A 12,838-nucleotide genomic window follows, 5' to 3' on the forward strand; every position below is an offset into this window, starting at 1 on the left:
CCACTCCGCGCCGCTCAGCGGCGCCGGTCGGTGTCACGGCTCGGCTGCACCCGCTTGGGTTCGCCCGGCATCTTCGGATAATTGGGTTCTCCGGGTAGTTCAGGGCTGTGCGGTTGCGTGCCTCCGCCCTGGCTGATTAATCGGTGTCTGATGAGACCCACAACGGTGCTTACCTGATCTACCTGGGCGTTCTTCGAGTTCTGCGTGTAGGGCGGGGTGAGAAACGACGTCGGGACTGTCCCCCTGATCTGGAGGCGACCGACATTGCAGACCCGTAAGAGTCGCCAGAGACCTACCGCGGTCCCTCAGCCAAGGGTGGCCATCCCGGATCACTCACTCCAGCAATCCAGTCGCCTTCTGAACCGAGAGTGAAAAGCTTCCAACCGCGTGTGCCGAATGCCGCCCGGCGCAGTCGGGGGCCTCAGCCAGCCGGGGTCGTAGCGCGCTGCGGCCATCAGGGCCGAACTGCGTCACTATGCTCTCGACGCCTAGGTAATGGCCCCTTTCCATTGCTTTGTACCGGTATTCGAGAATCTCAATCCGGTTCGACCCTTCGATCTGCTTCCAGAACCAACCAAAGAACTCACGCACCCGCGTTGAATACAGCAAGATCACCTCAACGATGTCGATACTTCCGCACTGGTGGGACTCGACGAATCCCCGACCCTTCGATCTCCACCCGTCCCAGTTCAGCAAGACGTCGGGGTCGACCGCGACGGTGTTGCGTATCGCTGAGAGTCCGCCGGGCTGCCCCGTGATGGAACCCCAGTTGGTCGACATCGACAATTGCGGGATGGCGTAGTGCATGGAGTAGTTGCGCAGATCGATCGGGAACACGACCGGCGGGTCGTAGAACAACTCTGGATCTTTGGCGCCCAGATGGTGGTCTCCCAGATGGTCTGCTTATCGCCGGGATCGCGCCGGTCTGGCCAAATCTTGCGGTGGATGACCCGCTGCACGTCACGCAGCGTCGCGATCGAGGCAAGGTAATTGTGCCGCCTGCTCACCCTTCACCGCGCAGCCGTAAAACTCCGAGCGCTGATCGCTAACGTCGCGACCGGTGAAGATGCCCGCCTGGTGAGCCTTGTAGCAGGTCACCCGGACGAACCCGAGTTCTCGGGCCACCGCCGAGACATTCCCCCGAATGCTTAGCAACCGGAAGAACTCGGCCTTCTCCTCAGCGTTACAGGTACTAGGCCGCGGGTATCGTGATGCCACACCGGCCTCGCGCCGCCACCGGTGCCCGAATCGTGCCTCCGTGATCCAGCAACCGAAAGAACAACTCCCGTTGCCCTGCCGAATACCGCGCCAGACCTAGCTGACTTGCCAATTCTTCAGACCACGTCTGATTTCTTCCTCGTTAAGGCGTTGCGTCGACCGTAAGAATCCAAGGATTCCGGCCAGACCCTGGCGCCGCAACGACGCCGCCACCGTCTTACGCCACACCGTCTCACCGTCATCCTCACCGTCATCGCGAAGGTAAACCAGAATCCGGGGCGCCCACGAGCCCCTTCAGAGTGGGGATTATGTCCCCTGGGGTGGGTCAAGGATTTGGATAAGGTGTGACGATGACGGCGCACTTTCCCTTCACAACGCAGTGGGCAGAGACGTTCGCGTCGGCGGGTACGATTGCGGCTGGGTTCGGCCACCCCAACCTCAGCGCAGATCACTTGCTCCTTGGCATGCTCACCTTGCCCGATTCCGCTATGGCGGAAGCAGCCCACGTACTGGGTGCTGACGCGGAGGCAATCAAGTCCGAGATTGACGCGCAGCAATCCGAGTTTGACGCCGACACCGTTGCCGTGGCCGCGATTCAAATCTCCGCCGAGTCTGATCACTATTTCTTCGGCACCGACCACCTTGCCGCGGGACTATGTCTTCAGAAGGACAGCCATGTGCCATTGCTAAGGGAGTTGAATGATTGGTGCATCAAAGACGTCACCGACGCGACGCAGATTCAGGACCCGATCGTTTGCTACTTAGCGGGATTTTGTGCCCTGAGCCGTAACTCGTTGCACACCGCACGGAACCTGCTGCTGAAAGCATGCGATGGCTACGAGGGTCGTTCGGGAGCCGAGCGCCGCTACGCCGATGCATCGTTCAATCTTGGTCTCGCTTATTTACGCCTCGAATCGTTTGACGACGCTTTGATATGCTTCCAGCGCACCAGCGAAATCTACACCGCACTTCCGACGGCCGCGCACACTGACGGCGCCGAATACATCGTGGCACACTCTGGATTTCACCTCGGGCGCATCGCCCAGTTGCAGGAAAACCATGAGAGGGCCATGACGCGCTTCGGCGGCGTGCTGAAGTTCTACGCTTGTCTGCCAGGGGTCGACAGACACCTCGGCCGGTGTGCCATTGCCGCCGCCGTCTCTGCATTCATGCTCGGCCAGCATGAAGCGGCCGTCGAACTGGCCAGAGTCGCGTCGGCCGCACACGCAAAGAACATCTGGGGCGACTCCACGCCGGCGGTGGAGCAGTGCGATACGTTGCTCAACTCGTTCCATGAACAGATTCGTCAAAATCACCGGGACAAGGGAACTCTCGATGCTTTTGATGCCGGAGTGAATGCTGTCCATGAGGGCATCGGACACTACCGCAACAAAGAGTTGGACAAGGGAGTGGCGTGGTTCCGTAGGGCGCTCAAATCTTTCGAAGCTGCCAGCGACGCGAAGCAAGTTGCCGATGCCCGCAAATTCCTCGCGTTGGCGCTGACTCAGTCTGAGAGCAACTTTTCCGAGGCCGACATGCTTTTCAAGAGAGCGTTGGCGACCTACAACGACTTGGGTCTGTCCTCATCGGGCGCCGGCACCGAAAGACAGATGGGCGACTTAGCACAACGGATGGGCTCTGACAAGCGCGCTGTCGCGCACTACATGAAGGCCTACGACTTGGCACTAAAGGTCGGGGACCGCGAGTCGGCTGCTGAATATCTTGTGCTGGCAGCACAACTCAAGGCAGCTACCCATCAACACCGCGATGCCATCGACACTTACTTAAAGGCGCAGTATTTGTTCAACATCCTGCGAGACAAGCGCAGCGCCGACTGCGGCTTGCAGATGGGCCGGTCGTGGCGGGCCCTGCCCGATGGCTACGCCACCGCCAAGTCGGTGTTGCACGAGACTGCAATTCGTTTCCGTGACTTCGAAGACGAGGAATCAGGTGTCCGCGCCCTGCTTGTTCTCGCCGACGCAGCCGTAGAGGCAGCCGACTTCCCGTGCGCTACCTGGGCCGCGCAGATCGCACAATTCCGCGTCGAAATTGCCAGCATCACTGGCGAAACCGGCGACGCCGCTCGCCGGTGCCCCGGGTGGGTCATGGAACGTCAGGGCGTTCACTGTGCCGGACTCGGGCTGTGGACAGAAGCCATCGCCCACCATAAGCTAGCCGGGAGCGCGTACGCGGCCGTCCCATGGCGGGAAGGCGTCGCGCAAAACCTCGGATTGCTTGGCCGATCACAATGGTTCAACAACGAACTGGAAAACGCCGCTGCAACGTTCAACACCGTGGTGCGGGAGTACGCCGACGTGGTGTCGCCAAGCCACTACGCAGGGAGCCTTCTCAACTACGGCAGCGTGTTAAACATCCTCGGGCGAAAAGACGAAGCCCGTCCAGCAATCGAAGAAGCGCAGCGTCGCTTCCTCGAGCTCGGTGATCCCATCAGCGCCGCTGACGCTGCCGCGAACCTGCGGGTACTCGATGGCCGTGGGGAGTCCATTCACCAGGGCCGGCCCGAGGACATCGTGGCAGCCAAACAACAACTGACCGAGGCAGCAACTCGGAACAAGCAGAGGGATTACGCAGAGGCGCTGTCGCTTTCGGCAGCTGCGGTGACGGTGTTCCGCGACGCTCGCCGGTTCAACGATGCGGTCACGGCCGCCGAAACGCGGGCCATCGCTCAACGCGGACTCGGTGCACATCGGGAGGCTCTCGACGAGTTGATGCCGTTCTACGATCTGCCCATCAACGGCGCGTCCCTGGTGCGACTCCACCTGACGGTGGGCACGCTGCTCTACGAATTACGTCGCATCGATGAGGCCGAGGAGTACCTGCGCAAGGCACTGACCGGAGCCCAGCAGGTGCCGTCGCCGGAATGGGCGGCCACGGCCCACTATGAGCTGGGCCTGCTGTACGACTCGGTCGGCAGATCGGAGGATGCGCTACGTGAGTTCGACGCCGATGTTGCTTTCCGCCGCCAGCGCCCCGACGACGTCGACGGCCTGGTGTCGTCGCTGCTCGCCTCTGTCGGGTCACGGATCAAGGTTGGGCTCTACGGGAGAGCCCACACCATTCTCGATGAAGCCGAGATGTTGCTCGGACCCGATGGCGGGGAAGACCTCCGTGCCCGCTGTGTCTACTTACGTGCGGCAACCGACCAACTACAGGGAAACATTGGCCGCTCAGAGGCGAACTTCGCAAAGGCCGAGCAGATGTATCGGTCCGCGGGACGCCTCACCGAAGCACTCAAGATCCGTGGCGATCTCGGGATCTCCATGAGCCAACGCGGTGTCAAGCGCGGAATTGATTTATTGATCTCGGTGTTGGACGAGTTTGAGTCGGCCGCGAAGGAAGCGTTGAGCGTAGAGGATCGCCACTTCATCGGAGTCCTCCATTTCGACCTTGGAACGGCCTATTCCACTGCACGCAACGAGAAGGAAGCCTTGACGCACTTCACTCAGGCGCGGACGATACTCGAAGCCCTAGGCGACCAAGCGGCAGTAACCGAGTGTGAGCACAACATCGCATGGAGCGAATTCCGATTCGGCCGGCCGGAATCGGCACGACGGATGTTTCAGCGTTTGGTCGCACGCGGGCGAGAATCAGGCTCTAATCGAATCCAGCTGGCGATGTCCCTGTCCAATCTTGGTTACGTGCTCAGGCGGATGGGCAGCCTTACCGAGGCCTATGGTCATTATCGGGAGGCTCGGGAGATATTCTTTGGTGCAGGACGATTGATCAATACCGCGGATTGCGACATCACGGCCGCAGCCATCCAAGGCAGCCTCAAAGCACCATACCGCGAAGTCCTCGACGGACTGCTTCCGGCGGCGATCTTCATCGACGGGCGGCGACACCAGTTCTCCGACGCGCAACAGCGGGAGCAATGGAAATCGGATGCGGCGCAGAGTCGATGGGCGTTCGGCTGCGCGCTCGAAGTTGCGTACAGGGAAGGCGACGCTCGTCTCACAGCCGACCTGATCGAGTTTCTGATCAACTCCGGTGTGTATTCGGCGTCTACTGAGCAAGACGGGGGTGCACAATTCGCGTCGCTGGCCGCCGACGATACGGACGAATCTGTGAGGGCGCGCGCCAGCCATCTTGGCGAGACGAACGTCGGTGCGTTGCGCTTGGTGGCCGGGGCCCGGCTGCCAATGTCTCCTGCGCCGCGACTGGCCTGGTCGGACGCAAACCTGGTGTTGTCACCCTACGTCGAGGAGTCCGACCTTCGGTACGAACCGGTGGCGCGACCTGCCACTATCACGATTTGAGCAAGTGACTCGTTATGGCACAACAGTATTGGTGAGCGATGCCCACACCAGCGGTGAGCATGTGATGTCCCCGTCACGCCGCCACCGGTCCAGTTGGCCACGCTGCCACTGCACGAGGTGATCGATCGGATAGGCACTATCGTGCGCTAGGTCGACCTGGCGTGCGAGGTCGGAGGTCGGCGATGCGCCGCGCGTCTTCTGGGGGTGCAACCAGTGGAATGCGTAGTCCGTGGGCATGGTCCACCGTGTGGTCGTCACCAGCTTGGCGCCGCCGGCGACCATCGCCATAACCAGGCCGAACGTTTCGAATGCACGGTAATCTGCGCCGCCTTCGCAGGCGATCATGCCGACGCGGGGCGGCATTGGCCAAATGTCGGCGCCGGGTCGACGATCGGGAAAACCGAACGCCTGCCATCGTTCAGACGTGGGACAATCCGTGGTGCCCTGGAGCAGGTCGAGGGCGGAGAAGGGACGGGAGGCGGAAGGGTCGTCGGGAGTCTCGCCGCCCGTCGGCTCCATCAGGCCCCATGTCGCGGCGGTATCACTGAGGTGGAGTGACGCTGTGCCGGGCTGATCGGGGCGGCTGCTGACATGGCCGAAGTACAAGATCCGCGAAGGTCTCTGCGTCCGCAGGACGCGGCCGAGGGTCACCCGATCCATAGTGTGGCCGACCGCATGATCGACTGAGACGGGTAACGGGGGCATGTGATCGCGGTACCGCTCGAGGTATCGGCGAAACTTCGCTGCGCCGTCGGCTTCGAGCGTCTGCCCGGAGGGCAGTTGCGGATCGATGAGAAACAGAGGACCAGATTCGGGCGGTTCAGCCGTGCGCGCGGAGCTGACTACGGTAGCGGGCGGATCGTAGACCACGGTGGCGATCTCAAGTATCCGGGTACGGTCGTTGATAAAGAGCAACTCCCAGGGCACCTGTGCGAGTCGAGGACTCGGTGTGATGTGAATCGTGATCGTGCCGCTGCGAGATCGCGAGAGGAGTTGAGCACGAAGGTCCTCTGGCAGCAGATGTTTAGTAAGATCGGTTGCCAGTCTTGCTTCATACTGGCGATCGGTAAAGGGCCCAAACGTGAGGGCGCGCCTGATCGAGTCGTCCTGGCTCTCGTCGGGCAGAAGAATCGGCAACGCATTGTGGAGGCGGCGAAGCAACTGCACCAGCGTTGCGGTCTCGATCTTGGCGGCCGCGAACTCCGCCGGAGCGTCGTGCCACCGCCAGTAGAGGAACGTGTCTTCGGCGTCAGCGGCGCGCAGCGACATTCTATACGTCGCTGAAGGGTTCGTGTTCACGCGGTAGTTGTCGCCATCGGGCCGTGGAACCGGTGGCGGGAGTCGTGCCACACCCACGCGTTGGTGGGCCAATACCGTACAAAGGCCGCGGCGACGCGCGCCGCCGCCATGGCTTTCGCTGGGGCACTGTCGGCACCGTACTTCTCCGCTAGCTTCGCTTCCGCACGGCGATATAGGTCTTGGGCCTGCTCGACGCGTCCGTCGAGGATGGAATCGGCGACATCTGCTGGCGCATCCAAAGATACGTATGAAGCGGCCAGCAACGCTTGACCGTAGCGATGGACGACCTTGAAGTTCCCGTTCTCGGCCACGAGTTGATTCTCGGCGAGAGTCCTCATCCGCTTCAGACACGGTTCGGCGATAACGCGCGCTCGGCGGGGATCCTTGTCGACGGTCCACACGTGCCACCCATAGAGTGCGCAGAGTTCGGCACCCGCGTCGGAGTACATCGCGAGCCAATGATGGTTGAGATCGGCGGTAAAAATGTCTTTGTAGGTGCGGCTTAGGTCCGCGGCGTTGCCGTGATCTGCCATCAGCGTCACTGCGATCAGGGCGCCGTTGAGAAACTCCCGACTGTACTTGCCGACCGAGCGCATGAAGCCGTACATGGCTTCCACGAAGATGCCGGTCGCGGCGGATTCGCCATGCTCCTTCTTAGTCGCGAAACCGATTGCGGTGTTGAAGTAGCCAGCGGACAGGTCGGTCTGCAGGTCGGTCGCGTTCTGGGTGGCCAACCAGGCAATGACATCGTCTCCGGATCGATCCATCAGTTGCGCCATGCCGTTGACGAACGTGATCTTGGCGAACGTCTGGTAAGCGAGTCTGATCTCGTCGATGGGTACGTTCTCGGACCGGGCCGCGACGATCGCTTGAGACAACTCCTCGTGGGAGGCTGTCATGTCGGTCGTCAAAACGCTGTCGGCGGTTGCCGTTGCCTGCCGCAGCTTCTCCGATGGTGTGGGGTTTGCTTCAGTCATATTGAGTTCGACGCAACTTGTTCGGTGACACGAGACTGCGACAGCAGTACATAGTACCGCCGGCCGTGACCATCTGGGGAACGCGGTCATCCTACTTTCCATCGAGTAGGTCGGTGTGATGACAGCGCCGCAGTTGCGCACACAACATGTGAGGGAGCCGTGTCGGGCCGGTCGAGGCACGGCGGCGGATAACTCGCCGTGGGAGAGGTCAGCGAGATGCGTCCTGAGCGCGGATAGGTGCCGGCGCCAAAAAATATTCCGCCGGGTGTTCTCGGGCTACCGGCTCACCCTGAGGTATTTTCCGTTCATGCAGCGAAGAGCTGCGCGGGCATTTTTCGTTAGTCAATGCCAAGGGTGGCGCCACGCCAGTTTCATCTGGAAGATGGCGTTTAACGTGCGCGATGGGGAGAGGTCGATGGGCAACGGCACGACAGCCAACAGTGCTGCGGCGACGATCGAGCGCATATTGGCGGACTGGCCGGCCCGCCTCGAGGAATCCGATCTCGTCGCGCTGAGTGGCTTTTCCCCCGAGCAGGCAACTGATCTGACCGACAGGATGATGGCCGCTTTGCCGGCCGGCCGGTTGGGCGCAACCGAGGCAACTCGGCTGGTCCGGCTCGTGCGCGTCGTCCGCGCGCTATCCGTCACACCCGATCCTGCCTCCGTGGCCGCCATGCGTGAGCGCTACGAACGGTTCCACCGAATACCCGCCACCGTCGTACGGATGCTGGGCGAACTCGAACGACTGGCGTCGACCACCCCCGGCATCCTCGGAAGCGGACCCACACTTGTGCAGACCAACGGGGACCTGCCCGAAGTAGCCGATGCGAACGGTAAACTCGCCGAACCCGCGAAACCCGAACGTTTCTTCCGTCCCGAATTCGAAGACCACGACATTTCGGAGCCGCTGACCAAAGGTGAACAGTACACGGTCGCCTTCGATGTGGGGTTGGAGAAGACCTGGCTGGCAAGCGGACCCCTACCCGCCAGGCTGTTCGAGGGAGGCGCGGAAGCGCCGCTGAACCTCACCGTTCAACTAAGTTCGCCGGACTTCGAGATCCTCGGTGACGCGTGTCGCCAACTTCGTCTGCCGCGTACCGGGCCGTCCAAAGGTAAGGCGCGGTTTGACGTCTCGCCGTTGCGCGACGGTCTGTGCCAACTGACCGCCACGCTGCACTACCAGGGCAACTTCCTCACCCAACTGCGGTTGACCGCTCCTGTCGGGGACCCGGGCACATTCGACTCCCAAACGATCGGCCGACCCGTCGACGCTGCGGCCGTCCTCGAACCGCGTGACCTCTCGCTAGTGATCCGGCCGGAAGGAGCCGGGTATAGCTGCATCGCGCTCGGATCCGTTGGTTTCGAAGCTCCGCTGCCACTGAGCGCCAACGACCTTGCCGTCGCCGCTGACGCCGCCCGCAGGGAGCTAGCCACAGTGGTCATGGGAGTTTACGGCGGAAAACAGGCATTCCTCGATTCGATCGACATCCCTGCCAATGTCCAACGGGAGGCACTTGGCAGGCTGGCCCGCGCAGGCAGAAGGCTCTTCCAACAACTGTTCCAGCCGGCGGGGGCCGGCGGCGACGTGCATTCCATCGGCGACTGGTTGGTCGAATACGCCACCGATCCTGAACTGCAGTTGAAGCTACAAATATTCGCCGCGCGCGTACCGGTACCCTGGTCGATGCTTTATCTTGGCGACGTTCACGGGGGAGCCGAACTGGACTGGAATCACTTCCTCGGATTCCGCCACATCATCGAACAGTTGCCGTTCCAATCATTGCCCGGCTCCAAGAGTAATTTCATCCAGAGCCAACCGAATTTGTCTGTGGGCCTGAACATCAATCCCACCATCGACGAGGAGATGCGGATCAACCTCGTCGCCTACCATCAACAGCATTGGTCTCAAATCGCCTCCACGAGGACGAACATGGCGATCGTAGCCCGGACGTCGCGAGACGAAGTGATCTCAGCGCTTGCCGACGGCGCAAACAGCGACAAGCTGTTGTACTTCTACTGCCATGCCACCTCGAACGACAATGATCCGGACCTGTCCGCCATCATCATGGGAAAGGCGGGCGACCGCGGCGATCACGCAACGCTGCGAGACTTGAATCTCGACGCCCCGACGGACATCAAACTGGCCGGTCGGCCACTCGTCTTCCTAAATGCCTGTGAGTCCGCGGATCTTTCACCGAAATTCTACGATGGGTTCGTGCCGTTCTTCCTGGCGAAGGGCGCGCGGGGTGTGATTGGAACCGAGAGCAAGACACCGGTGCTGTTCGCCATCCACTGGGCCGAAGCCTTCATCGAGCAATTGCTCGACGGTGCGGAGGTTGGCCAGATCATGCTCGAGTTGCGACAACAGTTCCTGCGCGATCACGGAAACCCGCTGGGCCTGTTGTACACCATCTATTGCGACGCCGACACCCGAATTGCTCCGCCGCTGAACTCAGCCTCATAATTACACACGGTTGAACAAAGGATTTGCGATGCCCATCCGCCATGTCGAAGACTGCGGTGTCAGCTATTGCCTTGTGCTGCTTGACAAAGAGGGCAGGGAACGTCCTGAACAGGACGGAGCGTTGTTGAGCACGAAGATACGTGAATTGGTCGAAGACGGCGTCACCGATCTTTTCATCGCCAGCCACGGCTGGATGGGCGACGTACCCGCCGCGAACCACCAGTACGATGCTTGGGTCCGGGTGATGGCGAAGCAGTCCGACGACCGTGCACTGGCGCGTCGCCTCGATCCCCAGTTCAAGTCGCTCGTGATCGGAATCCACTGGCCCAGTCTGCCGTGGGGCGACGAGCGCGCCGAGACCGCAGTTCTCGGCGCCGGTGATGACGACGACGAACTGGCGTACGAGTGCGAGATGAGCGCGCATGATCTCGTCGACCGGTACGCGCAGCGCATTGTTGACACGCGTGCCGCTCGATCAGCGCTGCAAACGATTGTGGCGGCCGCGGACAATCCGGCTGTCGCCGAGAAGATTGCTGCGGGCACGCTACCGCCAGAGCTCGACGCCGCTTACCTGGAGTTGTTCGCCGAAGCCGGTCTGAAAGCTGGCGGGGTCACAGCCCCGCCCGGCGCCGACCAGGAAGTGTTCAAACCGCTGGAGACGGCCCGTGAATGGCTGCGCGCGGTCAAGGTATCGGGCCCGGCTCCTGGGGGCGGTGGTGACCCAGGTGTTCTGGGCGTGTTCGGTCGCATTAGCGACGCAGTCTTGGGCCCGGTCCGCCAAATATCCTTCTGGACGATGAAAAACCGGGCGCGAATCGTCGGCGAGCGCGATGTGCACCATATCCTGCGCATGATGCAGGACGCTTCAGACGCTCGAATCCATCTGATGGGCCACAGTTTCGGCTGCATCGTGATGACAGCGGCGACTGCAGGGCCTACCTCTGCCGGGCAGCAGACCGATCCGCTACCTAGGCCGGTCGACACGTTGTTCCTCGTGCAGGGTGCGATGTCTTTATGGTCCTTCGCCGAGGCGATCCCGTACCCACCGGGCGAGCCCGGGTACTTTCGGGTGCTGTGCCAGGCACCACGGCGTGTCGCAGGCCCGATAGTGGCCACGAATTCGCGTCACGATCGTGCTGTGGGGACCTTCTACCCGTTGGGCTCACGACTCGGCAGCGACCGAATCCTCGGCTACAACGATTTTCCGGAGTACGGCGGAATCGGGAGCTTCGGGGTCCAGGGCACAGAGCCACGCGAAGAGATGGAAGTACTCGCCGCCGATGCGACCTACCGATTCGCACCCGGAACCACGTACAACATTGAGGCCAGTCGCGTCATTGCGAGCGGAAGTGGGCTCTCCGGCGCCCACAGCGACATAGTTCACGACGAAATCGCGCACATCTTCTGGCAGGCGGCCTTGTCCAACTTGTCCTGCTAGGCTGAGGGACTCAGAACGATCAGACATGCGATGATGAGGTTGCGCGAGCAGAGCAAGTCAAGTCTAATAACTTGTTTAAAAGCGCGTTTCCGGGCCACCCCGCGCCGCTCAGCGGCGCCGGTCGGTGTCCCGGCTCGGCTGCACCCGCTTGGGTTCGCCCGGCATCTTCGGGTAATTCGGCGGGTAGGGCAGGTCCCCCAGGCCGCGGTCGGCGTCGGCGTCGGCCATCTCCAGCAGCACCGCCAGCGACTGTCGGGTCTCCCCCATCGCCGCCCACGGGTCCTCGCGGCCGGCGACCAGGTCGGGCACGGTGGCCATGGTGTAGTCATCGGGGTCCGCGTCGGCCAGCTCCGCCCAGCTCAGCGGGGTGGAGACGGTCGCGATCGGGGTGGCCCGCACCGAGTACGGCGCCGCGGTGGTGCGGTCTCGGGCGTTCTGGTTGAAGTCGACGAAGATCCGTTTGCCGCGCTCCTCTTTCCACCACGAGGCGGTGACCTGGTCGGGGGCGCGGCGCTCGAGTTCGCGGGCCAACGCGATCCCGGCCCGGCGCACCGCGACGAAATCCCACTCCGGGCGGATCGGCAGGTAGACGTGCACACCCCGGCCGCCGGAGGTTTTCGGGAAGCCGGTCAGGCCGAGTTCGTCGAGCAGCGGCGCCAACACGTCGACCGCCACCGCGCGGGCCTCGGCGAAGCCGGTCCCGGGCTGCGGATCCAGGTCGACCCGCAGCTCGTCGGGACGGTCGGCGTCGGTGCAGCGCACCGGCCACGGGTGGAAGGTGACGGTGCTCATCTGGGCGGCCCACACGATCGACGCCGGCGAGGTCACCCGCAGCACGTCGGCGGTGCGTCCGGTCGGAAACGTCACCGTGCAGGTCTGCAGATAGTCGGGGTAGCCGCGCGGGATGCGCTTCTGGTAGACCGCCTCACCCTCGATGCCGTCCGGGAACCGCTGCAGGTGGGTGGGCCGGTCGGCCATCGGCGCCAGCATCGGGCCCAGCGCCACGGCGCGGTAGTACTCGGCCAGCCGCCGTTTGGTGCCCGCCGCACCCAGCCGCGGGAAGTAGCAGCGGTCGGGGTGGGTGAGCCGGACCGCGATCCCGTCGACGTCGAGTTCCTCCGCGTCCGCCATCTCAGCCCGCCATCTCAGTCCGCCATCTCAGTCC

At 62.5% G+C, this 12,838-nt stretch carries 8 protein-coding genes and 1 pseudogene; 3 read left to right on the forward strand and 6 right to left on the reverse strand.

The features are described from left to right. Positions 1–14: 14 nt before the first annotated feature. From A5643_RS19005 to A5643_RS18170, 3 genes and pseudogenes are all read right to left on the reverse strand, one after another. Positions 15–101, reverse strand: a pseudogene (locus A5643_RS19005) (hypothetical protein); the annotation flags it as partial. Between the two features lie 232 nt (positions 102–333). After that, positions 334–858, reverse strand: a complete 525-nt coding sequence (locus tag A5643_RS09325; RefSeq protein WP_156628700.1) for a hypothetical protein — start codon at positions 856–858, stop codon at positions 334–336. A 102-nt stretch (positions 859–960) separates the two neighbouring features. Beyond that, positions 961–1,125 carry a hypothetical protein gene (locus A5643_RS18170; RefSeq protein WP_156628701.1) on the reverse strand — a complete coding sequence of 55 codons (165 nt, stop codon included), beginning with the start codon at positions 1,123–1,125 and terminating at the stop codon, positions 961–963. Positions 1,126–1,568: 443 nt separating this feature from the next. Between A5643_RS18170 and A5643_RS09330 the strand changes: the two genes are divergently transcribed. Further along, entirely contained in the window at positions 1,569–5,495 is a 3,927-nt protein-coding gene (locus A5643_RS09330; protein WP_156628703.1) for a tetratricopeptide repeat protein, read from the forward strand. Positions 5,496–5,507: 12 nt separating this feature from the next. On the opposite strand, the gene A5643_RS09335 is transcribed toward A5643_RS09330, so the two are convergent. Next, complete coding sequence (locus A5643_RS09335) at positions 5,508–6,794, reverse strand: CHAT domain-containing protein (RefSeq protein ID WP_156628704.1); 1,287 nt, start codon at positions 6,792–6,794, stop codon at positions 5,508–5,510. Next, entirely contained in the window at positions 6,791–7,771 is a 981-nt protein-coding gene (locus tag A5643_RS09340; RefSeq protein WP_156628705.1) for a hypothetical protein, read from the reverse strand. Before A5643_RS09340 ends, A5643_RS09335 begins: the two co-directional genes overlap by 4 nt. A 382-nt stretch (positions 7,772–8,153) precedes the next feature. Here A5643_RS09340 and A5643_RS09345 point away from each other — a divergent pair, with 382 nt between their 5' ends. Then, the gene (locus A5643_RS09345) at positions 8,154–10,235 is read left to right on the forward strand and encodes a CHAT domain-containing protein (RefSeq protein ID WP_197497693.1); all 2,082 of its coding nucleotides are present in this window, start codon (positions 8,154–8,156) and stop codon (positions 10,233–10,235) included. A 28-nt stretch (positions 10,236–10,263) separates the two neighbouring features. Further along, positions 10,264–11,673, forward strand: coding sequence for an alpha/beta fold hydrolase (locus A5643_RS09350; RefSeq protein WP_066854166.1), 1,410 nt, complete (start codon positions 10,264–10,266; stop codon positions 11,671–11,673). Between the two features lie 108 nt (positions 11,674–11,781). Here A5643_RS09350 and ligD read toward each other — a convergent pair whose 3' ends face one another. Then, positions 11,782–12,804, reverse strand: a complete 1,023-nt coding sequence (ligD, locus tag A5643_RS09355) for a non-homologous end-joining DNA ligase (RefSeq protein ID WP_066854168.1) — start codon at positions 12,802–12,804, stop codon at positions 11,782–11,784. Positions 12,805–12,838: the final 34 nt, after the last annotated feature.

Origin of the sequence: Mycobacterium sp. 1274756.6 (assembly GCF_001668625.1) — a bacterium.
Taxonomy (GTDB): domain Bacteria; phylum Actinomycetota; class Actinomycetes; order Mycobacteriales; family Mycobacteriaceae; genus Mycobacterium.